We start from the raw sequence: 24708 nt of genomic DNA on the forward strand, positions 1-24708 counted from the left end.
CCGCAACCACCACGCCGCAGCAGACGAACTCCGCCGCGTCACCACCGGCACAAACCTGCGCTAGCGTTACCCCGCGACCTGGGGAAATTCGCTGAGCAACTCTGGGGAAATTCGCTGAGCGCCGTCATTCTCCGCCGGAATCACCGGGAGCTTGGCCCGGTTTTCCGGACACGGTTGTTGTGTTGATCATGCCGCGATTTCGGTGTGGGTGTGAAGGGCTTCGAACTCGGCAGGGCTGAGGTCGCCGAGTGAGCTGTGCCGGCGGCGGGGGTTGTAGAAGCCTTCGATCCATTCGAACATCGCCGAGGCGAGCTCGGTGCGGGTCTGCCAGTCGTGGCGGTCGAGGAGTTCGCGCTGCATCGTGGACCAGAACGACTCGATGAGCGCATTATCGACCGAGGAGGCGACCCGGCCCATCGACCCGAGGAGGCCGGCCTGGCGAAGGCGGTGGCCGAAGATCCAGGAGGTGTATTGGGCGCCTCGGTCGGCATGCACGATCGTCCCGGGTTCCGGGCGCCGTTGCCACCGTGCCATCTCGAGCGCGTCGACGACGAGTTCGGAACGGACCCGGTCGCTGATCGACCAGCCCACGATCCGGCGACTGAACGCGTCGATCACGGCCGCGCAGTAAACCCAGCCGTCCTTCGCGCGGTGTTGGGTGATGTCGCAGAACCAGAGCCGATCCGGACGGTCCGCGGTGAACCGGCGTTTGACGAGGTCCTCGTGCGGGGCCGGTGCTGGTTTCCAGCCACGGTGCTTGCGTCGGTGAGAGACCCCGACCAGCCCGGCCAGCCGCATCAGCCGGGCGACGCGTTTGCGGCCGACCCGGACCCCGAGCCCGAGCCGCAGCTCGGCATGCACCCTAGGCGCACCATAGGTCCCGCGGGAGTCATAATGCACCCGCTGGATCGTGGTCATCAGCTGACCGTCCGCCACCGCCCGAGCGGACGGTCCACGTCGGCACCAGTCGTAGTATCCGGAACGGGACACCTTCAGCACCCGGCACGTCACCGCGACGTCGAAGCCGTCAGCGGCGAGCTCTCGGACGAGCCGGAAGCCTATTTTGGGAGGATGTTCTCCCGGGCGAAATAGGCAGAAGCCCGTTTCAGGATCTCGATCTCGGTCTCCAGAACCCGGTTCTTGCGGCGCAACTCGACCAGCTCGGCCTTCTCCGCGCCGGTCAGCCCTTCCCGCTTGCCGGCATCGATAGCGCCCTGCGCCATCCAACGGCGCAGACACGACTCACTGATCCCCAAATTGCGGGCCGTCGCCGCGACAGGCTCGCCCTGCGCAACCAAATCCAATGCTCGACGCCGGAACTCCGGCGACCTTGGTGCTGGCATCCCTCAGACTCCCTCCCAAGACGATCATCGCCTCAGCTCAGGTGTCCGCGAAAGCGGGGCAGGCTCCCCGGAGGACGACTCATGATTCAGACCTTTCGATAGGGGCGCCGCCACAGCAACTAACAACCCCTGCCACATAGTCTGACGCGCGACAATGCGGTGCAACCCCAATTCCGGCACCTCTTGTTGTTTCCACATCCCGCAGACAACGTCGCACGATCATCGGGACACGCCCTACTCCTCGGTCGCATGCGACTGTGCGATCAGGTCGACCATCGCGCGCCGGAAGTCATCGCATCGTTGCTCAGTCCACCCGACAGTCACTTGGCGAACTTCTGCTCCCGCCACACGTGATTTGTTGCAGAGCGACGCGTCGACCGCCGCCTCCGTTCGCCGTGACGTGCCAGCGGGCTTGGGCTGCGTGCCACAGGCGCTCGGCTCACCGGCCGCCGCGTCGGAAGAGCGTTCTGATCTGGTCCAGCGTCTCCAGGAGATCTCGTCCGTCCTCGCTGATAGGGGCCGCATGTGAGTTGGGCCCTCTAGCTCGGCTTCGTGCGGTGGTCGGTCGGGTCGCGGCGCAGACGAGCAGCCCGGGGCATCGCCCCAGTAACGGACCGCGGATCCATCGCGGCGGATCCTCCGGCAATAAGTCGGTGGCAGGTTCCACCGGCTGGTCCGACTACACCCTTCTGGGAGACGTCCGCATCGACAGCGGTGGACAGGCTGGGTTCGGCGTCCGGGTCAGCAATCCCGCGGTCGGTGCGGACGCACTCAACGGCTACTTCGTTGGAGTCTCCGGCACTCAGCTGTTCCTCGGTAAGCAGAACGGGGGCTTGACGGCGCTGCAGAACGTCACCATTCCCGGGGGCGTGGCGACGGGGACCTGGTACCACGTGGCCATGCAAGCTGTCGGCTGTACCTTCACGATCACGGGGTCCCCGGCGGGATCCACGGGGACGCCGGTCGGATTCACCTATACCGACTCCGGCTGCTTCGCCGCCGGATCCGTCGCCGTCCGTGATCAGGGGTCGACCGCCAGCTGGAGGAATATTGCGGTCACACCCGGTGGATCGACCTCAGTGTCGCAGGCACCGTATCAGGCGCCGTTCGACAGCGGGGGCACATCCGGGTGGACAACCTACGGCGGTTCCTGGTCTGTTGGAGGAACCCCGGGTGTCTACGCGGACTCGTCGGCAGGCGCGGGAGACAAGTCCGTCGCCGGCTCGACCGCCTGGAGTGGCTACACGGCGACCGGCGAGGTCTCGCTGGGAACGCCGACGGGAAACGCCGGGCTCCTGGTCAGGGTCTCCAATCCCGCTGTGGGCACGGATGCGCTCAACGGATACTTCGTCGGCGTCAGCCAGAACTCCCTCTTCCTCGGCCGCGAGGCGTACGGATGGACGATGTTGGACTCGTCACCCCTCCCGGTGCCGCTGGCGAGCGGCACCTGGTATCGGTTGTTCGTGACGTGACCGGGTGCACGGTCACCGTGCCGCGGCATAGGAAAGGATGCACCCGATGCCCACTGTCTCGACACCAGAGATCCCGCAAACTGCGGTCGCCGTGATGCAGTCCGTCGCTACTGCTGTTCCCACCGATCCCACGACACACCTGTTGCGATCTGTGCTTCAGTGGCTGGAAGGTGACTCCAGTCGGCACCAGCTGGAGCGCTGCCGCCGTCTCCACCTGACCCTGAAGACGGACGTCGGTGCTGGTACGGGCTCCCGTCGGACTTGCCTGTCGACCACGGCTCGGTGCCTCAACGACTGGATGACGGATCATGGCTCATTGCTCGGTAAGTGGTACGCCTTCGATGCAGGTCGACCCCAAGAGCTCGCGCAGGCGCCTTCCGTCATTGTCGCCGATCTCGATGACGCACTTGTCCTTACGTCTTTCGATGTTCGGTACTTCCGCCAGACATTACGCGCCAGTTGGCTGGAAGAAGCTCGCCAGGGACAGCAAGTTCCCGTTTTCCCGAGTTGAACTCCAAGATGGACCAGCCGAACAAGTTGTGGATCTTCGAAATTTCGGAGTTATGAACACGAGATTTTCGGCCGAGGCCGTCATACAAGAACTCATCGTCATCAATTTGAACAATTACGCGTGACCCGATAAGCCCTTTGCCCGCAAGCGCGCGGCCCGTGCTTCGAAGCTTTGTGGCAACGAGAACCAATCCGCTGACGATAATGAAGAACGTCCCTAAAGAGGCAAGACCACCCAGGACAGCTGCCTCAATACCATTCGCTAATATGAACGACCATATGCTCAATATGAAAAGCGGATACATTAGACAATAGAGCACAACGAACCAAGGAAATGAACCTATCGCGATGACTAGAGTCGCGGCCGCCAAACCGCGGATACTCTTCTTGTCAACCACCATCTGCCGAACCGCTGTGGCTTCATCACCATGCACGTCACTCAAGGCCTTCCTCTTCCGCCATGGTCTCGAGCTCACTGAAGATGTCCGGATCTTCCTCGACCGGCTCCGCGTTAGTGAAGTGGGAGACTACGTTGTTTATCCGCAGTCCGATCTGATTCCAGATCATGGGACCATATTTTGCGCCCGCCATGACCGCCATAAGCGTCAAACTGTTGAAATCTTCACCTATCGCTGTAACGTCCTCTGGCGTCTCGGGGTCGCTAACCTCATCTGTCCAAAGCTTTCCCAGGTCCCCCGCTTTGCCGACAGTATCGCCAATCTTGTCCAAATTAGAAGAGGGCGCCGGGTGGACCGAGGTCGAAGAAGCTCCTCCAGGAGACGAACCACGACTCCCGGACTGTGCGGTTCGACTTATCGTGGCAACCGTGGGTGCCCTTGGAATCAGTGCACGTTGCTGCGTCAGGGGCACGCCTTCGATGCGATTGAAGGTGACCCACTTTCCGCTCCAGTCGGAAGTGTTGATCGGGTCGTTGGGGTAATTGTAAGCGTTGCTGTTGCCGCCAGCGACCGGGTCCGTTTGCAGGAACCTTCCAAGTTCCGGGGAATACCGCCTGGCGCCCATCTGACTTTCGCTGATGTCGCCGATCGTGTCGGTGAGTTTCCCGACGCCTCCGCCGAATCCTTGGGTGATGTTCGGCATGGACATGGTCGGCGCGAGCGACGTGTTTGCGCTCATCGTCTGAATTTGGTCAGTGGCGGATAGGGGGTTCCCAAAGGGATCGAAGAGCTGCGGTCCTGTGGCACTGGTGACACCGAAGGCTTCGTTCTGCAGATTAAAGAATGACCAGGTCGGACCGGACGCGAGGATATCCTCTGCGGCGCCGCCGGGGAAGGTCAGGTTCACATCGGTGACCTTGCCATTCACGAGGATTCCCGCGAGAGCGCCAGAGCCGCCAAAGGTGTAATTGTAGGTGGTCGAGGTTCCACCAGCAGTGACGGTTTCCTGGACGACGCGCCCCGTGGCATCGTGCACATAGTTGACCGTGGCCGCTTTTGAGCTGTCCCCTGCTCCTGTCGACGTAACAGAAACGAGTTGGTCGCCGCCGTTATAACTCAAGGTCTGGTCGGCGAGCGTGCTTGTGTTGCCGACCGCATCGTAGGCGAGTGTTGGTCCGGTACCTGTTTCAGTGAGGTTGTCGGCGACGACCGGATCGGCGCCGGTTGGCGCTCCTGAGACGGTTGTTCCGGTGAGCCGGTCCGCGTTGTCGTAGCAGTAGGCGGTGGTGGACGTGATCGGGGTCGGCCCGCCGGTGTAGGTATCGGCGAAGCTGGTGCGGTCCCCGTCGGCGCCCGCTGCCGTGTTCGCTCCGCAAGACGCGGTACCGAAGCCGTAGGTGATGGTGTTGCCCGGTATGGCGGCCCTAGTAAGTCGTCCCGCCGTGTCGTACGTGTACGTGGAGGTAGCACTCGTCGGGGTGGTGCCGTCGTTGGAAGTGATCACATCCTGGAGGACGCGGCCGGCTTGGGAGAGGACTTCTGTGTCGGCAACGGCTTGTCCGTCTGAGGTGCCCCATGACACGGAGTCCTGCTTCCCGGTCGGCGAGTATCCGAGGGTTCCCGTGACATTGCCTTCGGTCGGTAGGGTGACCGTGGTGAGGATGCCCTGGGCATACGTCATTTGTGCAGTGTCGTCGCCGTTGACGGTTTCGTCGGTGGGTTGGCCGTCGAGGTTGTACGTGTATCCGAGGGTTGTTGCTGTGCCGTCCGTCTCGGTCGTGACCTGGGAGGTCTCCTGCCCGATTTGGTTGTAGGCGTGAGTGGTGACCGTGCCCCAGACGTCGGTATAACCGGTTATCTCACCGTCCAGGTTGGTGACCGTCGTGATCACCCCTGCGGTCGATGAACCCGGGACTGGGGCCGTTTGCGTCGTGACTAGCGGGCTGCTGGTGGCGGCATCCGCGTAGTAGCCCATGGTGACGGTGTAGGCAGCATTCCCATCCCGTGCCGGATATGACTGGGCAGTGACCTGTCCGCGGGAATCATAGGTCGTGCAGGACCAAGCGCTGTCGGTGGTGCTTCGTGACCCGGCCAGGCGACCCATGATGTCGTAGACGTACTGTGTCGTGATGGCCGAGGCTGCGGCGGGAGCCGGGCCTGTGGCGGACTCGAGCATGCCGTATTCCGGAGTCGTCAGTGGCACCCCGCAGACCGGGCTCGAGATGCCCAGCGCGCTGCCGTAGCCAGTGGTGTTCGGGTAGTAAGTGTTGGTGGAAGTGGTCCCGGATCCTGCGGGTTCGGCGGAAGTCAGTTGCCTGTTGTACCCGCCTGCGCCGGTTTCATAGGTGGCAGTGCCGGTCAAGTTGAGGCCACCCGGGTCCACGGTGGAGGAGGTCGCCTGGCCCAACCACGGACTAGGTCCGTACGAGGCCGAAGCAGTGATCGTTGGGACCTGGCTGCTGGTAACGCCGTTCGATCCGGCAGGTGCGGAGTCGTCGGAGTGAGTGCTGGTTGTGAGGTAATAGTCCGGCGAGAGGTCGGTGGCCGGGATCGGTACGTTGTTCGCGGGGTTCGTCGGCACCGCGTTTCCCGGGGTGGCCCAGTTCAGCTGTAGTTGTGCTCCGCCGGTGAATTGGGCGTATGCGAGCCGTATCCGCATCACTTGACCCGCGGTCACGGTGACGGTCTTGGCCGATGAGTAGTGCGGCGCTCCACCTGGCCAGTTGTTGATGGCGAGTTGATCGTCAAGCCAGAGCATGGTTCCGTCGTCTTCGTACGTGTACAGCTGGTAGGTCCCGGCCGTTGGGAACGTCAGGAGCCCGGTGAACATGGCAGACCAGTTGTATGGTCCCACCACCGTTCCTGTCGGTCCGGTGATGGGTGACACTGCTTGGGTGCCAGAGGTGCTTGAAGTCCAGGAGTAGTTCAGCGCACCATCTGTGGCACCTCCGACGGCGCCGGCGGCTGCTGGGACCGACACAGATTCGGCTGCGGGGACGCCGGAGAGGGTGGTGTTGTTGTACCAGGTGGCGTTTAACCCGCCGGTATGGCCGGCGAGTGCTCCCGAGCCGTCGTAGCTGGTTGCGGTGTGTGCTACTGGTGTGCCCAAGGCGCTGCAACTCCCGGTGACTCCTGCGGAAGGCTGCTGGTTCGTTGTGACGGTTCCGTGTGCTGTGTTGGCTAGGGACGGGAAGCAGGCTTCTGGTGCCGGCCCGAAGGTGTCGGTGGCCCTGTTCTGTGAGTCGTATGCAGTCGTGGACTCGTGACCTTGGGGATCAAGGCCAGCCATCAGGTTGTCCGACCCGTTCCAGAATGCCTGGGAGGTAAGCCCCGTCGCCGAGGCGACAGAGACCTCTTGCAGGGACTGATTGAACGCGACCGTTTCACCGTGACCGTCAGATCCTCCTGTGGTGGGAACGGTGGGTTCCCCTGCGGCGTCGACATACGTGGTCCCGTCGCTGGTGGTCGTGGCCTGTGTCGCGTACGTGTACGTCTTCTTGGGCTGTGGACTGGTCGTGGTCCCATCAGGGGAAGGCAGGGCGACGCTGATCACACGTCCAGCTCCTGCGCCGGTTGTCTCGTCGTATGCGATGGATGTGTCCACAGTGGTCGGTGGCGTACCTGTAGCCCCTTCGGAGGCGAGCCAATCGGTTGCCGTCGGTGACTGGATGGCGGAGAGCAGATATTGACCGGCAAGCGCTCCGGTTGCTTGCTGGATATAGCCCAGGTCGGTGACGGTGCTGCCCGGGTCAATGAGCTGCGCCAGTTGTCCGTTGATGTCGTAGTACAGCTGCGTCGTCGTACCGTTCGGGTACGCGATCTGGCACAACATGCCGGGGTCCAGGTTCGTTGTGAACGGTGACCCCGAAGGTGGTGCGCAATCGCCGACCCCTGTCCCGGAGGCGGCTGCGCTTGTCGCGGTCAGGTAGGTGAACTTGACCTGCCGTCCGTACACCGGTGGGGATGCGCCGTTGGAGGACAACGGATCCGACAGGCTCGTCAACTGTCCCGCACTGTTATAGGCGGGCACTGGTGCGGCCGGGTGCGTCAGGTCCTCCGGGGTGGTCACGCTGGTGACCTGACCTGCCGCATTGAAGAGGTACACCGTGCTCGAGGGGTCGGTGAAGGAGAGATCACCGTTCTGGTCTGTGGTCAGCACACCGCTCTCTCCCGGTGGCGATGAGTACCCGCCGGTGGAGGTTTTGGTGAAGGTATACGTTTCACCGTCGGTGCCCTGAAGAGTCACATAACCTTCGTGGACCTGTGCTTCCGAGAACTCGTCAGCGTTTCCGGCGATGGCACCGGAACCGGACCACCCGGAGGGCAGGATTTGTGCCGACTTGGTGAACCACGATGCGGGCACGACCTGGGCCGTGGCTGGCTGGCCGACCTGTTGCGCTTCGAGGAAGAGGTGAGCGGGTCCGTTCACTTGGTAGTACTGGATTGTGATCGGGATCGGTAGGTTCAGAGTCTGCCCGTTCAAAGTCGCCGTCAGACCGTTCGAGGCCACGACGAGTTGCTGGGAGGCGTCAGTTCCCCAATACGGTGCATAACTGGACGTCCCATTCACCCATTGAGATAGAACGGTTTGCTGTTGGTTGCCCGCGCCAAGCATCAGTTTTGCGCCGTCATCGCGTACGAATCCGAACTGGTAGCTGCCTGCGGGTGGGGTGATGTAGCCGGTCCACTGCGCCATGAAATAGGACTGCGGTATTCCCGGGCCGGGTGTGTCCTTGTCGGACCAGTCGAATGAGATATCCGCGTCCGTGCGCACCAGGGCCGGCGCCGGTGTCGAGGAGTCGAAATTGAGGTCCAGGGATCCACCGTTGGCCGGAGTGAGGTTGTAGTAGCTGCCGATCAGGCCGGCGTTGCCCGGGAGTTCGGAGTTGTAGTTGAACGACATGCCCATCGGGCCGCCGACGGTCTGGACGGTGGGTGAACTGAAGGAGGCGGACGCGTTCCCGTTCGCCAGGTTCACGGTGACGGGTCCGGCCGTATCTGTCGGTGACGGGCCCGGAGTAGACACACGCAAGTTCACGGTCAACCGTTGAACGGTCGGCATCACATCGTCGTACCCATCATTGATGACCTCATCCCATGTGTAGGAGCTCGAGTCGGTGAGGAGTCCGGACGGCACGCTCCAGCTGATTGTTCCCGCGGTGGCATTCAGGACACATGCCGAACCGGTGGCGGAACACACGGGCGACAGTGCTACCTGCCCGGATACACCGTCGTTGCCGGTAGTGATCCTGATCGCGTACGACAGAGTCTGCCCATTCGTCGACGTCGCGGCCGGCGCAATCAATGTGGGTGTCAGGTTCGCCACGACCGAATGATCCGACGGTGCGGGCGGTGCGGCGCCCAGCGTGGGATTCGTCGACGTTGTCCACCCGTATGCGGGTGAGCCGCCGACAACCCCGTAACTGTCCTCCGCTTGCACCTGCCAGTAATAGGTGGTCCCCGGGCTCAGGAGCGCGGTCGGCACTTGGACTTGGGATGCGCCGGTCCAACCGGTAGACCAGAGCGGGCTAGACATGTTCGAGTTCGCCGACACCGAGAAGTTGTAGCCGATGTAGCTGCCGTTTCCGCCGCCGCCGGCAGCGGAGAGAACAGGGGTGGCGGAGCCGGTGCCACTGGTCGGTGAGGACGTGCCCGAGCTGAACCCGTTCGGATCGGGCACGGAAACGTGGGTGGCGGACGCGCTCACGTTGGCCTCGTAGGAGATGTACATCTCCAAACCCAGGTCCTTGTACGTGTACTGGCCCGCAGACTCCTGCCCGCTCAGCATCAAGTAGTTCCCGCTCGAACCGGCGTTGACCCATGACGAGATCTGGTTCGTCAGCCCGGCATCAGTTGCGTAGCCGTACCCGTTTCCGCCGGCCGAGATGGTAATGCCCGATAGCCAGGGCCCGACACCGTTGTAATTGAACGCGCTTGCCCAAAAGACATTGCCCGCCGTCTGATTTGTCGTGCCATTGTTCAGGTACCACTCTTCGATCTCAGCACCGAGCACGTGGTACCCGAAAAGCTGCTCATAGTTGAACGTCGTCACGGTGCGCCAGTAAGTATCACCGGCGGCGCGAGAATTCCCGACGTAGGCGACACCCGTAAGCACGGTGCCGTTGGATTCGTACGAGTACGCATTCTCGGCCGCTGACGATGCCGTCGAAGGATCAATGTAGACGGGATAGATCCGGGATGAGTCCTGCAACCAGGAACTGCTCGGCGTCAACGTCAGCAGCCAGTTCCCGCCGCCCAACGATTTCAGCACCGTCGGAACATTGGTGATCGCGGCCCCGCGTTTTCCCGCCACCGCTGAAGAGTCCTCCATCGCCGGGGTCGGCGTTACGAACTCCAGCTGTCCGGCGGCGTCGCGGAACTCGATGTCGCCGACCTGATCCTTCGACAACTCCAATCCGGGGGCTTTGATCCGCCACGACCAACTCGGAGACGACGAAGTCGGAGGAGCGGCCAGAACCAAGGTCTCCTTCACCCCGCCTGGTTGCACCTGGTACGCCAGGTCCGTGTCCGGCAGCACGTTCTGATACGACACTGATGAATCGGCCGCGCCCCCGCTGGCCACCCGATCCACCAATGGTGCCTGACTTTCAGCCACGTGCTTCGCGCCCGACAACGCGAAAGAAACCCGGTACTTGCCCGACGACACGGAGTACTGATCGCCCGCTCCGGTCTTCGAGAACCGTGGAGTGACCGGGTTGTCATGCACAGTAAGCCCGCCGGTCGAAGGATCGGTGACCACCTTGGTGGATACCGGCACCCACGAACCGGACGAGTTCTTTACGTTCAACGGCTGTACCGACTCCTGGAGAGTCTTCGTGCCGTTCGGGTTCTGGTACAACTGCGTGAACTCCGAGCGCTGCACCACCTTCGACGTCTTCTGGTCGAAGCCCCCCTTCTTCACGGGGCTGTCCGCCTTCTTCGGCGACGGAAGAGACACCGATGTGGCGCCACCAGACGCACGGAAACCATGATTCGCCTGAAGTGGCGCCCCGTGAGCTAGCGCGCCCTTCTTCACGGGCAGCGGCGCGACGTCTGTCGCTGAATGCTTCGGGCTCGCCGACGCCCCGGACGAGGGAATCACCGCGCCCGCGAACCCGGCGCCCACGAGGGATACGGTCGCCAGGAGCGACAACGTAATTGCCCGGTGACCACTCGAAAATGAGCGCAACAAACCGCGACGCCCTGACATGGCGACTCCTTCGGATACGACACAACTCCGTGTGTGGCATCCGCGTCTGGAGGCCAGCAGCCAGAAGCTATACGTGCGACTAGCCGTAGGGCAATTGCGAGAATGCAAATTCTTCTTAGCTGAGGGAACCTTCAGTCTCGACTGGCCCAGTTTTCCCGATCAAGTGGCACCGAAGGTGCGCGAGCGGCTTGGCGAACGGGAGCGCCTTCCGCAACTAGCGCGCTCGCTCGACGATGCCCGTAACGGGAGCAGCATGATTGGACCGAAACGTGGCTTTGGGCACGTGCGGTGCGCTGGGCCGGTAGGCCGGGGCGGATCTCGGCCCTTACTCGGGTGGAATGCACGCCGGCTCGTTGGCGTCCTCGAGTTGGCCTTCGAAGCTGTAGCCGCAGAGTACGCATCGCAGGAATCGAGTATCCGGGGACCCTGGGAACGCTTCATACATCCGATACAAGTGCTCCCCTGTCACCCACACCCGCACATCAGGCATGTCTGCAACGCTGCGCATAAGACCGCCGCAACACCAGGGCACGAACACTGCCCAAAGTCACGACCACATCCAGGACGGCTTCGGCCACATCGATCAACGGGGCTATGAGGCCGTGCATCGTGTGGCCTCGACGTCCCAGGTTTACAAGCCAAGGCCGCGGAGGTGACGCACGGTGGCCGGCTGGGGAAGATCCGAAGCCGGACCTAGCGGCCCTGGGTCAGCTCGGCGACGTCTGCTTCGTATGACTTCGAGCGCGCGCCGGAGAGTCTCGGTGTCAATATCGAGTGGTGTGGCGCCGCGAGCAATGCGCGCGCGGGAATCGAGTGTGACCTCGTCGCGCAGACGGTCACCGTGTTTGGCGACGTATCGTTTCAGCGCCTCGAGTTCCTGTCGTCTCTCGCGTGCTCGTTTGGATCGACGCTCCCACTGTTCGATCAACTCGGGCGGTGTGGGAACATACTCTTCCCGGAGGCGTCGCCGCTCCTTGGCACTCCGCCCTCTGCTGAAGAACTCGGTGGCCTCCGACTCGTTGCGGCGCTGCTCAGCAACCGTTGCCGGATGCACGCTCTTGGGTGGGAGGCCGGCCTTCTCTAACCGGCGGAGGAGTTGTCGTCGTTCACGGTTGGCAGCCAGCACACGGGCGTTGATCTCCGGGTCCTGCCGGTAGATGCGCTGCAGTTCCGCCCGATGGTCTCGGTTCGGTTCCCGCTCCGCCTTCCGTTGTTCTCGTCGTTCCTCCTCGTGGCCGTCGTTCCACCGGCGCATTCGTTCCTGGTGCTTGTCCTTGTTGCGCTCGTACGACGCCCGCCCGATCTCCCGGCGTCGCTCACGGTGTGCGTCCGCCCACGCCTTCACCCGCTGAGCCTGTTCCTCGGGGTGCTTCTTTGCCCACGCAGACGCTCTAGCCCGAGCTGCTTCCCGCCGCGGCTGCTCACGCTGATCCCGCTCCCGCTTACGCCGCCGGTACGCGCCTTGGGTCTGCCGGCGCAGCGCGAGCTCGGCTTCCTCACCCACCCAGATCCGGATCACAGCACGCTCCACATACGTTCTCGACAGCCCGGTGCGCTGCGTCACAGCTTCGAGACTGAGCCCGGCTTCCCGCAGTTGGCGGATCTCCTCATCCCGCAGGTGCACCTTCCGTACACGATGCGGCTGCCTGTCCCCCATCACCCGGGCCTCTAGTCGTCGGCTGGCACCAGCGCCCGTAGCGCTGTAAACAATGCCGACCTGTGGGCTGTTGGATCCACGATCGTGCGTGCCACCGTGTCCCGCAGCGACTCCAGCTGACCGGCCGGAAGCCCGTTCAAAGGCTCGAGGCACCACTCCACGTCATCAGCCACCGCGTATTCCGGTTCGTCGACATGCAACTCGGGATAGTAGATCAGGGCAGCAAGGCCCACCCGTTGCAGCGTGTCATCCACCCGATCCTGCTCAACCATCCTGTCCCCTTCGTCCTCGCCGACCATACTCGGCACCACTTTCACCACTCGGTCACCCCGCACGTGTTCGACCGAGCCCGGCCAGCGCCAGCACTCTCGGCACCGACCGGGCCCTCGTCTTCTTGTCGTGTGAATCGTGGTCACCCGATCAGGGGCGGCAGCCGGCGCGCCGAGGCGACGATGCGCACGTCGGTACTGTCCTCAACCGTGCGGTAGCTGCCGGCCATCGCGTCCGCTGCCCGCTGCACCAGCCCCGCCAGCGGCGAGTCCGCACTGGTCACCACCGTCCAGCCCTCGTCGACTAGCCACACGGCCAACTCCACCACCCGGACCTTCTCCTCCGGGCTCAGCTCGGCCAGGTCCGTGGTCAGCAGCACCACCGTTTCGGTTTTGCCCTTGGTGACCAGGTTCACCAGTTCCGCTCTCATTACTCCCCCGTCCCCCACCATCAGGCGGTCGATCGTTTTTGTTTGCCTTCCGGCGGAGAGATCAGTGGTGAGTGGGAGGGGTGTGCAGTGCCGGGACCGTGGAATACCGGACGAAGCGAAGCGCAGGAGGATATGCCGCGAAAGCCCGGAACGGAACACCCCGGAAACGAACTACGATCGCGCAGCGGAAAGGCAAACAAACCCGGAAAACACAGCGCCGCCCGACCAGGGCGGCTCCGATTCGGGCGCCACTACAGTGCCGGCGTCAGCCGGCGCCGCTGACGCCCCTAACCTGGTGCGTTCTCAGCTGCCTGCGATGCGTTCCACGGCGGAGGCCCACACCCACACCTCGTGCCGTGCACCGTTCTGCATCGTGAAACGGATCTTCACGGCGCGCGGTGTCCACGCGATCAACCGTCTCCTGTTGCGTTTGATGCAGCACACAACACGTCTTCGCGAGCGCGGATCGCGTGAGCCGGATACCATCCCGCCCACGACGGCCCGCCGGGGAATGTTCGAGGCGGGGTCAGTCGGTGGGCATGGGCAGTTTGTTGTCGATGGTGCGCAGTACGTAGTCGAGTTCTTCTTGGGTGAAGACGCCGGGGTGGCGGACCAGGATCTTTCCTGTCGGGGAGAGGATCACCGTGTAGGGCAGGTCGGATGCCTGGAATCTTGCGGCCTGAGTTCCTTTGGCATCCGAGAGGACGGGGAAGGTCAGGTGGTGCTCTTTGATTGCGGCCTTTCCTTTCGTGGTGCTGTCGTTGACGTCGATTCCGAGGAAGTCCACCTTGTTCCCGAGCTCTGTGTGCTCTGCCTCGGCGGCGTCGAGTTGGCTGGCGCAGGCGGTGCAGGTGCTCGACCAGAAGTCCATAACGGTGTACTGGCCATGATCGGAGGCGCTTGAGGTCGCAGTCGCAGCTGATGCAGCGTTGCCGGTGCCGGATCCGAGCGTGGGGCCGCTGACGGGCGCCGGAGTGTCGCCGATCTCAGTGCCTCCGGGCAGTGCTGCCGGGAGGTCCTTGCCTGTCACGTGCGCTTGCTCGGAGGTGGGGAGGGCGTCGTTGGCGAGAACGGCGAGTCCGTGGGAGAAGGGGGCGGTGTCGGCGTCCTGCGTGCCGAAGTCGGCGATGTCGGCGTCGGTGCCGTTCGGCTTGATGAAGAAGATCTCGGTTCCGTGCGCGACCGACTTCGTCGCAGGGTCGAGTTGGATGTTCACCCCGTAGTCGTGGGCTGTGGTGGCGAGCTGCTGTGGTGTTCCGGTGCCGAAGTACCAGTTGCCAAGGTGTGCGAGGCCGTGCTGGTTCGTCCAGGTCTGAACGGCTGTGGTCGAGGGATAGTACGGGTTGGCGTTGATCGAGACGAACGCGATGTGCTTGCGGGCGTGTGCGCTGAGGTCGTGGTCGGCCGCGATCACGTCCTGTGCGAACAGGGCGCAGAGGTCGGCGCACTGATCGTCGTTGAAGGTCAGAACGATGACGTCTCCCTTGAATCGGGCGAGCGTCAGTGGACTGCCGTCTTCGTTGGTGAGGTCGAATTCCGGGGCCCGGACGGTTCCATCGCTGGCGAGCGTGTCCATGGAGAGCAGGTCCGCGGTCGGCTTGTTAATGCCCGGTCGGCCTTGGTAGTCGTTCTGCTGGGCGCCGTCGGCCGTGCTCGGGGCGAGCATGGCGACCGTGATCACGCCGGCGAGGAGGGCGACGAGCGTGATGGCCGCGGTCACGAAAAGCCAGCGGCTGTTCGTTCGTTGCGTCGGGGCAGAGTCCTCGGGCGGGCGATTCGAGTCGTCGGGCGTCATCGATTGTTCCCTTCTACGTCTGCACGACGGGCGCTTTGTTGGTGCTGTCCATGATGCTTGCTCGCCAACGCCAGGGCGATCATGGCGCCGACCACGAGCGTCGTGCAGAGGACTGCGCTGGCCATCCACCAGGTGTCCAGCCAGGACACGACAGCCGACTGCACCTGATCCACGCCGCTGATGACCGGTGCGATCAGATCAGGCGCACCGAGCACATGGATCCAGTACGTCATGAGGTAGAGGCCGACGGTGATGCAGATTCCTCCTGCAATCCTGGGAAGCACTCGCGCCACGGGATGCAATGCACGCAGTGCCGCTGGCCCGCTGAATGCAGAGATCAGGGATGCGGCAGTTGCGAACAGGCCCATGCCCAGCGCGTATGCCACGAACACGGCAACGCTCTGCACCGGCGTGGCAGTAGAGAGGGATGAGCCGACCGCGGCGACGAAGATAGGCAGTGAGCAGCTGAGGGAGCCGACGGCGTACGCGGCGCCGAACCCGATCATCGTGACGGTGCCCGTGCCGGAACGGAACGAGAGCGCCGGAAGGTGCCAACCCGACGCCTTCCCGATCATCGAAAGGACGCCGAGCACGAGGATGGCGGCACCGACGAGCAGCATGAGCCAGGGTGCGAGGCCGGTCACGGCAAACGCGAGCGAGGATTCCACGAGGCCGGCGACGCCGAACACCAAGACGAAGCCGAGCGAGAGACATCCGCCGGAACGCAGTGCCGTGAGCAGGCGGACCGGCCACGTCCGGTCGATGTCGTCGTCGAGGAAGATGGTCAGATAGGCGGGTAACAGAGGCAGGCCGCACGGGTTGATCAGCCCGGTCAGGCCGATCGTGAACGCGTAGGCGATGAGCGTGCCGCCGATCATCGCGCCCCATCGTGCGGAGTGGAGACTTCGTCTCGCCGTGCAAGGGCGGCGAGGGAGGCGTTGTACGCGTCCAGGTCGACGTCGCCGAACTTCTCCACCCGGCGTGCTTGCCGTTTCGCCGCGCGGTCCTCGGAATGCTGCCACTGCAGGAACAGCACACCAAGTACCAGCAACGTGGGGAACTCGGTGAACGCCCAGGCGATGCCGCCAGCGGTCTGCTGATCCGACAGGGGAGTCGAAGTCGCCCACGGCAATGCGGTGGCGTAGTACTTCACCATGACGGTGGTTGCCATCATGAACACGATGCCGAAGAACGCGTGGAACGGCACAGTCGCGGTCAGTTCGGCGATCCGAAGCACCGGGCGGGAGAACGCACCCATAACCCCGCCGCCCCGGCGTGGCGAAGGATCCACGCCCAGGATTCCCCAGAAGTACAGGCATCCGATGGCTAGGAAGTGCAGGAGCATCAGGTTGTGTCCCCACCACGTGCTCATCAGCCAGTCGATCAGGGGCGTGAAGTAGAGGGCGTAGAGGCTGAACAGGAAGAGCAGTACCGTGACAACGGGACTGGCCACTATGGTCGCGAAACGCGAGTGCAGGAACAAGAGCAAGAGGCGTCGCGGACTGCGCCTTCGGCCTGTTGCGGGCAAAGCGCGAAGCATCAGCGTGAGGGGTGCGCCCAGCATGAGCAGGATCGGCGTCACCATGCCGATCACCATGTGCTGCACCATGTGGACGCTAAAGAAGTCCATGCCGTAGCCGTCGAACCCGGTCGCGGTCATCAGCTCGAGGCTGAAGACTCCGAGCATCCACCAGACGATGCGACCTTTCGGCCAGCCATGGCCCCTCCGGCGCAGGACAAAGACTCCCGCGAGGTAGGCGACCGCCAGAAGGACACCGATCATGGGGAAGATCGGGATCGGCTGCGGGTGGAACGCGAACAGCCGAAAATACGTGAGCGGTTGGTCCGGCATCCACATCGGACCACTCATCGACATCGGGCCGCCCATCAAGCCGGTTCCGCCCATGCCGCTCCCGTCCGTTGAACCGCCGCCCGTGGTCACCCGCCGTCGAATGCGCGAGGGAGAGCAAAACTAGGACGGATGCAGACCTCATCGATTAGCCTCCGAACCATCACCGCTTGCATCCCTACAATAGTTGCGCTCATACAAGGTAGCAGTGGTAAAGCTGAGAGCCGACATCGCGGTGGGATAGTGGAGTGGCCCGCGCTGGCTGCGGGCAAGAAAGGACGTCGACACGATGACCCCGCCTCAGACACCCGACGGGGACGATGCGGTATCCGCGGTCCTCACCGCATCACGGGCCATGCTCGGTGTCATCGCTCGATCCTTCGCCGACACTCTGGAGACGGTGACCCTTCCGCAGTTCCGGGTCCTAGTCTTGCTGAGTTCCCTTGGCCCCCAGCGCACCGGAATCCTCGCCGAGCGGCTAGGAGCCAACCTCTCCACGTTCAGTCGGTCCCTGGACCGGATGGTCGCCTCAGGCTGGGTACGACGGGAGCAGAACCCGGGAAGCCGTCGCGAAGTGATCATCACTCTGACCGGCGAGGGCGAGAGCATCGTCAACGACGTCACGCAGCGCCGCAGGGAAGACTTCCGGAGCATCCTCGCTCAACTCACGCCGGCTCAGCGCAGGCAGGTCTTCGAGGCGTTCGACGTCTTCAACTCTGCCGCCGGCGAGCCGACGGTCGAAGACCTTCTGCCGCTCGGCCTCTAACCGAGCGCCTGCGACAGACACGGCGGATCGCTTGGCGTAACACCATTACTTTCACGTTCGCAACTGTTGTAGTCTTGCAAGCGCTGTGAACCCCTGCCCGGTGTTCGCGGCCTTTCTGCATCCACAGTTGCGAGGACTCGAATGACCGATCGCGCCGTCCGGTTGACGGGCCTGTTCAGTCGCGTCACGGACCGTATTGCCGGGGCCCTGCGTGGCTCGCGCGCGGGCTTGTTCGTGATCGCGGTCATCGTGGGGGTCGGGGCCGGTCTTGGTGCCGTCGCGTTCCGCTACCTGATCTCGCTCTTCACCTGGCTGTTCACCGGGCAAACCGAGTTCGGGCAGGCCGGCTGGGTGGGAAGCAGCCACCTGCCGTGGCTGGGCCTCGGGTTCCTGATCGTGGTTCCGGTGATCGGCGGACTGTTGTACGGGCCGCTGGTCTACCGGTTCGCCCGGGAAGCGCGGGGCCACGGTGTCCCCGAGGTGATGATCGCCGTCGCCGAGAACGGGGGCCGAATCCGTCCCCAGGTCTCCGTCGTGAAAGCTCTCGCCTCAGCACTCACCATCGGCACCGGCGGGTCCGTGGGCCGGGAGGGACCGATCGTGCAGATCGGCTCGGCGCTGGCATCCAGCCTCGGTCAATGGATCCGGATGCCGGAGAACCGGATGCGGATCCTGGTCGCCTGCGGCGCCGGAGGCGGAATCTCAGCCACCTTCAACGCACCCATCACCGGCGTGTTCTTCGGGGTGGAGATCATCCTTCGCGAGATGTCGGTGGATGCTCTGTTCGCGGTCATGCTCTCCGCGATGGTCGCCGACGCGATAGCCATCCCCTTCCTCGGAAACCAGCACTTCCTCTCCGGCTTCCCCGGCGGCATCGTGCTGCACGACCCCCGCAACTACCTGCTGATCGCAGCACTGGCCGTGATCGCCGCACTGATCGGGCTGCTGTTCAAGACCGTGCTCTATGGGCTGGAAGACCTCGCCGACAGGCTCTGGAAAGGCCGCCCGGAATGGCTTCGGCCCGCCGTCGGAGGCCTCGTGCTCGGACTGGTGCTGCTTGCCCTGCCGCAGATGTACGGGGTCGGATATCCCGTCATGTTCAAGACCGTTGCCGGAAACTACACGCTCTGGTTCCTCTTGATACTCGCTGCCGGGAAGATCCTGGCTACAAGTATCAGTCTCGCGATCGGTGGCTCCGGCGGTGTCTTCGCGCCTTCGCTGTTCATCGGTGTCACATCCGGCATGGCGTTCGGAGTCATCGCCGATCACCTCTTCGGCCCGAGCGCAGGCAACCCCGCGCTGTACGCGGTCGTGGCGATGGGGGCAGTGTTCACCACCGCCGCGCGAGCACCGCTGACCTCATTCGCCAGCGTCGTGGAGATGACCGGCGACTTCACCCTGACGCTGCCCGTGATGCTCGCCGTCGCTATCGCCACCGCCGTCTCCCGAGGTCTCAGCTACGGCACCATCTACACCACCAAGCTGCTGCGCCGCGGGCAGGACATCGACCGGGCGGCACCCTGGCGCGCATTCGCCGACCTCACCGCAGCACAGGTCATGAGGCCGCTACGAACCCCGATCGAGCTCGCCAGCGCACGGCACACAACGCCTGCGGCAGAAGATGTCGACGTGGATGTCGTCGAGGCGGATCTGCCTGGCACCGTCACCCACAGCCGCGATCCGCAAGCCGTTTTCGCGACCGAGTCCATCACGGACGTGCTTCGGCAACTCGACGAGTACGGGCGCGACGGTCTCCCCGTGCTCTCCGACGACGGGCGCCGCATCCAAGGCTGGATCACCAGCCAGTCCGCGATCCAGACCATCACCCGCGAGCTCGGCAAACACGTCACCATCACCCCGCCCGACGCCTTCATCGGTGCCGGCCACCCCGCTACAGAGGGCCCCGCGACGCCGCTGACCGGCTACCAGCTCGTCGAGGTCACCATCCCCAGAACCTCACCCGCTCTCGGGCGAAAACTCGGCACCATCCCTTGGCCGCCCGGCCATCTTCCCGTCTCCTACGTGCGAGGTCCACGCCTCCGGCAGCCCGACCCGGACATCACGATCGCGGTCGGCGACCGCATCAACCTGCTCACCCGCACGCCGTGAGAGATGAGACACCTCAGTGAGGCACGACACGGCTGAAAGCGACTTCTTCTTCGTTGCCGACCCCAGCTCACCGAGTACGGAACCCCCCTTCCGCAGTGTCCACTCCTTCTCCGGAATAGAGTGGCAATGGTGCGCCGGGAAGGCTGGTCGGCTGATCGATTCCTGATCTGAAGGAGTGATCGTGTCCGGCTCGAGCGCGTTTCCGATCCTGATCGCCGTTGTCTCGTTGGCGACCGTTGCGGCTGTCTGTTCGCACTGGTTAAGCGCACGGACACGAGTTCCCTCCGCTGTCTTCTTCATGGGAGCCGCCGCGCTGGTGGCGCTGGCGTTGCCGCCGGTGTCCTCCGCTAGCCGCCTCCTCGACGAACGCATCGTCAGCGTGGCGTTGCTGTTCATCCTGTTTGACGGCGGTATGCACATCGGCTGGCGTCGATTCCGCTCTTCAGCGGGCGCCATCTCCTGGCTCGGCATCACCGGCACCCTGGTGACCGCTGCCGCGGTAGCCGTGGCCGCGCATCTGCTGTTCGGATTCGGACTTGTTCCGTCCCTTCTACTGGGTGCGGCGTTGTCACCCACTGATCCCGCGGTCGTGTTCTCGGTGCTTGGGAAGAAGGAGTTCGGCGGCCGAACCGGGACCATCCTCGAAGGCGAGTCCGGAGCGAACGACCCGGTGGGAATCGCGATCATGGCCAGCCTCCTGGCGGCGGGGGGAACGGGGTGGAACGCGATAGGCAGCGGGACACTCACCTTCGTGATGCAGCTGGCCATCGGGGTCGCCGTGGGCGTCGCCGGCGGCTTCGGACTGCGATTCCTGCTGCAACGGTTCGCGCTTCCGAATGGTGCACTGGCGTCGGTCCTGACAATCGCGGCCGCCTTGTTCCTCTACGGGGCCGGCGCCGCCCTCTACGGTTCAGGGTTCCTCGCTGTCTTCGTCGCGGGCATCTTGGTCGGAGATATTCGAGCGCCCTACAAGGCAGAGGTTGTCACCTTCAGCTCCGGAATCGCGAGCCTGTCTGAGATCGTCGCGTTCACGGTCCTAGGACTCACGGTCAGGCTTGAGATCGTCCTGCAACCCGCAGTCCTGATCACCGGCATGGTTCTCGCGTTCGTGCTGATCCTGATAGTCCGGCCGCTGCTCGTGGGCGTGATCAGTCTGCCGCTGAAGATGCCATGGGGTGAGCGCGCCTTCATTCTCTGGGCGGGGCTGAAGGGCGCAGTGCCCATCCTGCTCGGACTGACGGTGGTCAGCTCGGGAGCAGCGCACGCAGACCAGCTGTACGCCATCGTCTTCGTGGTCGTGGTTTTGTCGGTGCTGCTGCAAGGCGGGCTTGCGGTCCCGCTCGCTCGAGCCTTCGGCGTTTCCATGCGGGACGTTCTGCAGCGGCCTTTCGCCATCGATATCCGCTTCGCCCACCCACCGGAAGGCTTCCAACGACTTGTGGTCGCAGTCGGATCAACCGCGGCCGGGCGAACAATCGGTGGGCTGCCGGTCGGAGATCACGCCTGGATAAGTCTGGGCAGCAGGCAGGGCCGGAACCTACCGATCCGTCCCGGCACCCGCCTTGAACCAGGCGACATTGTGCTCGCGCACGTCGACCCACCCGCCGAGCCGGAGTTCCGTGAAATGTTCACCGGGAGGACCGATAAGGCCGACTAGCCGGCCCCAGCTGGTGACCACATATCGTCCTTGACCCCGGTCCTCACCAGCCACCGCCTGCTCGGATAGCTGCAGGCGTACCCGACAACCATCACCACTTGCCTGAAGACCCAGAATCGCGCAGTGGTCGGCGAGGCGAAGCCACCGAGTACACGCGGCAGCCACAGCAGCTAGATGGGCCGTCGTTGCGATCATGCCGACCCCCAGGCTTCACCGTCCGGGCGGACGACGGCCTCGTGGAGCACCAACGCGGGTACCGGCACGAGGAGTCGGCTTCGGTCACGCCGTTGTGAGCTAGGTCAAGCTCGGGATCGGTGAGACCGATCGGCAGAGGGCGAGTCACGGCGACCTCGGCGACGAGACCGATACGTTGTGCAACGTCCTCGGTCTACCGCGTCTGCCCACGCAATGCCCCTCCAGGGATTCGAACATGCTTTCGATATCTACAGTGCGGCGAGAGAGTGAAACCGCAAGCGGCATCCCCAGCGACTCAACGTGGCTACCCCGGCCGGCCACGTCAAAGGCGCTAGCGCGTCGCTTCGCGCTGCAGCACAGCTGCACCCTTGACCTGCCCAGCAACGGGGGAGCGATCGCGCTGCTTATCGGGGATGACGCCAACGAGTGCGCTGCAAGGATGGGCACGATGGACTGGAGAGCTGAGCGCGTCGAGCTGGCCGACGGACGACCTGGAGTGCGACTCCTACCACTAGCCGGTTACGCACGCTCCACCGCAATGCCAAGAGAGACGTATCCGTCAGGGACCGTCGCCCGCTACTGCGCCAGCACGGTCTCGTAGTGGTCGCCCGTCGCGTCGTGGGAAACGGTGGCGGTTGAGCGAGTTGTCGCGTGCAACGTGGCCGGGCTGTTGCCGTGCGACTCGTTGCGGAACTCGATCACATTGGTGTCGGCGGGTAGTCCCGCAAGCACGGTGGCCTTGGCTTCCTCGACAGTGGGCGCCTGAACCTCAATGGTCTCCGTCGTCTTCGACCTCAGAAGTCCGTACACCCGCACCATGACCACGACTCTAAGCGCGGCCGCGGACGCTCTGGGCGTAGCGTGCAGGCGTGAGCGACGTCGAGGGGCTGGAAGAGTTCGGCGGTCTCGCGCGCTGGCGGGACGTTCTGCTGCACTTCCCGAAGGGACCTACAGAACCGCATCGCCTCGAGAGATTCGTGCTCGTCGACGGCGACGCCGCTACACCGGTGTACGAGTGGCGCGAGATCGAGGAAGACTGAGCAGCGAAATCGCCGAATGCCGCGGTGACTCCTACCCTGAGTTATGACTTTCATCCCGTTCAATGCTTCGGTATCGGAGATTGAGGACCCTTGGGTGCTCAGAACCGAGATGACGCCTTGCTTACGAACTGAGTTCGCCAAGTGGGTTATCGACATTTCGCGGAATGGCAGCTGGGTACAGGCGCAGGTCTTCGTCGAAACGGCGAACGCGCTCGACCTTGACTGGCGGATCGCCGTGTCCAGTCCCTTGCTGTCGCTGTCCCAGGCGGTGGAGCTACTCAGGTCACTTTCGGACCGCGAGCTACTTCACATGATCGATTACCTCCTATCGAGGGGCAATCGACCAGGCACAGTATCTCTCACCCTCGAACGCGCTAGATCTGCGTACGCGCTTCGACGAGTTGAGGATGGAAGAGCGCACCACCTGACGCACAAGGTGCCCGAAGTGCTCATTGAGGCAGCGCGTGACATTTCCTCCGGGAACGACGCGGCTGGGAGCTTCTGACGGAGGCCTGGAACAAGGCGTTCGATCTGGAGCGCGAACGACTCCGGGGGCTACATGCATGCCGTCCAAGCGGTGGAGGCAGCGGGGCTTGTCGCCTTGGGAATCGATAACCCGGAAGCCCCCTCGGGAACGTCATCCGAACCATCCAAGATGACGAGAGGTGGGGGCTACCGTTCGTTCGAGAGCATGCAGATGCGTCACCGAACGCCACTCTCCTGCATATGCTCAAGTCACCGTGGCGAGGTCAGTATCGCCACGGTAGCGCAGCTTGGGAGGGCGTCACGCACGACGAAACCGTCGCAGCCGTGTGCTCGACACTATCACTTGTGGGTCTGTTTCAGCCCGGCCTCGTCCGTCAACGAAACGACGTGGAAGCCCCAGATTTCACTCCCTGAAATGTGGCCGATAGACCCGCCGTATGTCCATATTGAAAGCACACTATGTGCAGTTCTCACACGTAGTGTGGGTAAGAGTCGGTCGCTCTCCTAGTTCGCGCCCTAACCCTGCTCGTCTGCGGGCACCGTCGACCTTAGATTCCGAGGGCCAGCAGCTCCGCTGCGGATGGCTCGCCTGCGGCCACGGCGAACACCTCGAGCCCGCGCTGGACAGCCTGGCGTTGTGACGGGTCTACTTCGCCGAGGATCTTCGCGAGCTCCTGCTGCCGTCGATGAGTGACCTGGTCGACCAGTTGCGCACCACGAGGGGTGGGATCGATGAGGACCTCCCGGCGACTGTCGGGTGGGACCTTCTCTCAAGCCAACCACCCTGCCCCGTCCGGTCGACGAAACGACTGAAGGTCGGCGGGTTGAAGTTCATCCGCTCCTCGAGCACCCCCATCCGCAGCCGTCCCGCGGCGCGCAGGACGACCAGAACCCGGAATTGCGGAAGCGTCACGACGTCGAGCGCTTCAGCGATCGATCGTGCGACGACCCCGAGCAACGCACGCGACGCGATCAGCGGGGCATCGACATCCGCGTCAGTCGACTCCTACTCGCCTGAAGGTGCGGTCGTCATTGACACCCTTCCGGTTGTCGTGCGCGACGATTCCTCCCTATGGCTGCCGACGTTCGCCCAGCTCGAGCACGACAATGCGAATGTCGGGGTTCGCCTCGCCCTGGGCAATCGCCATGGCCCCACGCAGGTGGCGCCATGCCGACGGGTGTCGTGCCCCGTAGCCGGTGAGGTGACTCTTCGAATCCTCCTCGTTCAGGAGGGTGGGCAACGCACGCCGAGCCCGAAGGCCGGACACCGTGACATAGGCGATGCCGTTTGCCTCGAGGTTGCGATACCACTGGGCCGATCCCCCGAATCCGGACGCGACGACAACTCGATCCAGCGCCGGCCGATCGACGACCTCGAGCATGACGAAGCGCCGCTGACGGCGCTCAGCGAATTTCCCCAGAGTTGCTCAGCGAATTTCCCCAGGTCGCGGGGTAACGCTAGCGCAGGTTTGTGCCGGTGGTGACGCGGCGGAGTTCGTCTGCTGCGGCGTGGTGGTTGCG

General features: G+C 63.8%; 19 protein-coding genes. 6 read left to right on the forward strand and 13 right to left on the reverse strand.

What is annotated here, in order from left to right; all coding sequences use genetic code 11:
• Positions 1 to 186: 186 nt before the first annotated feature.
• Positions 187 to 1062: an IS3 family transposase gene (locus ACO2Q7_RS17090; RefSeq protein WP_423356947.1), complete on the reverse strand. Its 876-nt coding sequence runs from the start codon at positions 1060 to 1062 to the stop codon at positions 187 to 189.
• Positions 1059 to 1343 (reverse strand): transposase, encoded by a 285-nt coding sequence (locus ACO2Q7_RS17095; RefSeq protein ID WP_423356930.1) that lies wholly within the window; start codon positions 1341 to 1343, stop codon positions 1059 to 1061. The genes ACO2Q7_RS17090 and ACO2Q7_RS17095 overlap by 4 nt, the downstream gene beginning before the upstream one ends.
• Before the next feature lie 653 nt (positions 1344 to 1996).
• Here ACO2Q7_RS17095 and ACO2Q7_RS17100 point away from each other — a divergent pair.
• Entirely contained in the window at positions 1997 to 2815 is an 819-nt protein-coding gene (locus ACO2Q7_RS17100; protein ID WP_423356931.1) for a hypothetical protein, read from the forward strand.
• Between the two features lie 413 nt (positions 2816 to 3228).
• On the opposite strand, the gene ACO2Q7_RS17105 is transcribed toward ACO2Q7_RS17100, so the two are convergent.
• The 7 genes from ACO2Q7_RS17105 to ACO2Q7_RS17135 all read right to left on the reverse strand — a co-directional run bounded on the left by ACO2Q7_RS17105 (position 3229) and on the right by ACO2Q7_RS17135 (position 17027).
• A complete protein-coding gene (locus ACO2Q7_RS17105; protein WP_423356932.1) occupies positions 3229 to 3768 on the reverse strand; it encodes a hypothetical protein in 540 nt (179 codons plus the stop codon).
• Positions 3761 to 10933, reverse strand: coding sequence for a PA14 domain-containing protein (locus ACO2Q7_RS17110; protein ID WP_423356933.1), 7173 nt, complete (start codon positions 10931 to 10933; stop codon positions 3761 to 3763). Before ACO2Q7_RS17110 ends, ACO2Q7_RS17105 begins: the two co-directional genes overlap by 8 nt.
• 1668 nt (positions 10934 to 12601) lie before the next feature.
• Positions 12602 to 12862, reverse strand: a complete 261-nt coding sequence (locus ACO2Q7_RS17115; protein ID WP_423356934.1) for a hypothetical protein — start codon at positions 12860 to 12862, stop codon at positions 12602 to 12604.
• Between the two features lie 140 nt (positions 12863 to 13002).
• On the reverse strand, positions 13003 to 13290 hold the full coding sequence (locus ACO2Q7_RS17120) for a hypothetical protein (protein ID WP_423356935.1): 288 nt from the start codon (positions 13288 to 13290) through the stop codon (positions 13003 to 13005).
• Positions 13291 to 13816: 526 nt separating this feature from the next.
• Positions 13817 to 15085 carry a redoxin domain-containing protein gene (locus ACO2Q7_RS17125; protein ID WP_423356936.1) on the reverse strand — a complete coding sequence of 423 codons (1269 nt, stop codon included), beginning with the start codon at positions 15083 to 15085 and terminating at the stop codon, positions 13817 to 13819.
• Entirely contained in the window at positions 15082 to 15963 is an 882-nt protein-coding gene (locus ACO2Q7_RS17130; RefSeq protein ID WP_423356937.1) for a cytochrome c biogenesis CcdA family protein, read from the reverse strand. The genes ACO2Q7_RS17125 and ACO2Q7_RS17130 overlap by 4 nt, the downstream gene beginning before the upstream one ends.
• Positions 15960 to 17027: a cytochrome c oxidase assembly protein gene (locus tag ACO2Q7_RS17135; RefSeq protein ID WP_423356938.1), complete on the reverse strand. Its 1068-nt coding sequence runs from the start codon at positions 17025 to 17027 to the stop codon at positions 15960 to 15962. The genes ACO2Q7_RS17130 and ACO2Q7_RS17135 overlap by 4 nt, the downstream gene beginning before the upstream one ends.
• Before the next feature lie 196 nt (positions 17028 to 17223).
• Here ACO2Q7_RS17135 and ACO2Q7_RS17140 point away from each other — a divergent pair, with 196 nt between their 5' ends.
• The 3 genes from ACO2Q7_RS17140 (at position 17224) to ACO2Q7_RS17150 (ending at position 21466) form a co-directional block, all read left to right on the forward strand.
• Complete coding sequence (locus tag ACO2Q7_RS17140) at positions 17224 to 17700, forward strand: MarR family winged helix-turn-helix transcriptional regulator (protein ID WP_423356939.1); 477 nt, start codon at positions 17224 to 17226, stop codon at positions 17698 to 17700.
• 141 nt (positions 17701 to 17841) lie between these two features.
• Positions 17842 to 19809 carry a chloride channel protein gene (locus tag ACO2Q7_RS17145; RefSeq protein ID WP_423356940.1) on the forward strand — a complete coding sequence of 656 codons (1968 nt, stop codon included), beginning with the start codon at positions 17842 to 17844 and terminating at the stop codon, positions 19807 to 19809.
• A 181-nt stretch (positions 19810 to 19990) separates the two neighbouring features.
• The gene (locus ACO2Q7_RS17150; protein WP_423356941.1) at positions 19991 to 21466 is read left to right on the forward strand and encodes a cation:proton antiporter; all 1476 of its coding nucleotides are present in this window, start codon (positions 19991 to 19993) and stop codon (positions 21464 to 21466) included.
• Here the strand turns inward: ACO2Q7_RS17150 and ACO2Q7_RS17155 are convergent.
• Both ACO2Q7_RS17155 and ACO2Q7_RS17160 read right to left on the reverse strand, forming a co-directional pair.
• Complete coding sequence (locus tag ACO2Q7_RS17155) at positions 21463 to 21636, reverse strand: DUF4396 domain-containing protein (RefSeq protein ID WP_423356948.1); 174 nt, start codon at positions 21634 to 21636, stop codon at positions 21463 to 21465. The genes ACO2Q7_RS17150 and ACO2Q7_RS17155 overlap by 4 nt on opposite strands.
• Before the next feature lie 601 nt (positions 21637 to 22237).
• Entirely contained in the window at positions 22238 to 22480 is a 243-nt protein-coding gene (locus tag ACO2Q7_RS17160) for a hypothetical protein (RefSeq protein WP_423356942.1), read from the reverse strand.
• Between the two features lie 50 nt (positions 22481 to 22530).
• Between ACO2Q7_RS17160 and ACO2Q7_RS17165 the strand changes: the two genes are divergently transcribed.
• Positions 22531 to 22701: a hypothetical protein gene (locus tag ACO2Q7_RS17165; RefSeq protein ID WP_423356943.1), complete on the forward strand. Its 171-nt coding sequence runs from the start codon at positions 22531 to 22533 to the stop codon at positions 22699 to 22701.
• A gap of 43 nt (positions 22702 to 22744) precedes the next feature.
• Complete coding sequence (locus ACO2Q7_RS17170) at positions 22745 to 23206, forward strand: hypothetical protein (protein ID WP_423356944.1); 462 nt, start codon at positions 22745 to 22747, stop codon at positions 23204 to 23206.
• Positions 23207 to 23833: 627 nt separating this feature from the next.
• Here the strand turns inward: ACO2Q7_RS17170 and ACO2Q7_RS17175 are convergent.
• Together ACO2Q7_RS17175 and ACO2Q7_RS17180 are read right to left on the reverse strand one after the other, a co-directional pair.
• Complete coding sequence (locus tag ACO2Q7_RS17175; RefSeq protein ID WP_423356945.1) at positions 23834 to 24100, reverse strand: MarR family transcriptional regulator; 267 nt, start codon at positions 24098 to 24100, stop codon at positions 23834 to 23836.
• Between the two features lie 157 nt (positions 24101 to 24257).
• Positions 24258 to 24569: a hypothetical protein gene (locus ACO2Q7_RS17180; RefSeq protein WP_423356946.1), complete on the reverse strand. Its 312-nt coding sequence runs from the start codon at positions 24567 to 24569 to the stop codon at positions 24258 to 24260.
• Between the last annotated feature and the right edge of the window lie 139 nt (positions 24570 to 24708).

It is taken from the genome of Rathayibacter sp. KR2-224, assembly GCF_049446075.1.
In the GTDB taxonomy this organism is placed as follows: Bacteria; Actinomycetota; Actinomycetes; order Actinomycetales; family Microbacteriaceae; genus Humibacter.

Coding starts and splice junctions, on each gene's coding strand:
- ACO2Q7_RS17095 (WP_423356930.1), bottom strand. CDS start 1,343: ATGCCAGCACCAAGGTCGCCGGAGTTCCGGCGTCGAGCATTGGATTTG.
- ACO2Q7_RS17110 (WP_423356933.1), bottom strand. CDS start 10,933: ATGTCAGGGCGTCGCGGTTTGTTGCGCTCATTTTCGAGTGGTCACCGG.
- ACO2Q7_RS17115 (WP_423356934.1), bottom strand. CDS start 12,862: ATGGTTGAGCAGGATCGGGTGGATGACACGCTGCAACGGGTGGGCCTT.
- ACO2Q7_RS17120 (WP_423356935.1), bottom strand. CDS start 13,290: ATGAGAGCGGAACTGGTGAACCTGGTCACCAAGGGCAAAACCGAAACG.
- ACO2Q7_RS17125 (WP_423356936.1), bottom strand. CDS start 15,085: ATGACGCCCGACGACTCGAATCGCCCGCCCGAGGACTCTGCCCCGACG.
- ACO2Q7_RS17130 (WP_423356937.1), bottom strand. CDS start 15,963: ATGATCGGCGGCACGCTCATCGCCTACGCGTTCACGATCGGCCTGACC.
- ACO2Q7_RS17140 (WP_423356939.1), top strand. CDS start 17,224: ATGACCCCGCCTCAGACACCCGACGGGGACGATGCGGTATCCGCGGTC.
- ACO2Q7_RS17145 (WP_423356940.1), top strand. CDS start 17,842: ATGACCGATCGCGCCGTCCGGTTGACGGGCCTGTTCAGTCGCGTCACG.
- ACO2Q7_RS17160 (WP_423356942.1), bottom strand. CDS start 22,480: ATGGTGCGGGTGTACGGACTTCTGAGGTCGAAGACGACGGAGACCATT.
- ACO2Q7_RS17170 (WP_423356944.1), top strand. CDS start 22,745: ATGACTTTCATCCCGTTCAATGCTTCGGTATCGGAGATTGAGGACCCT.
- ACO2Q7_RS17180 (WP_423356946.1), bottom strand. CDS start 24,569: ATGCTCGAGGTCGTCGATCGGCCGGCGCTGGATCGAGTTGTCGTCGCG.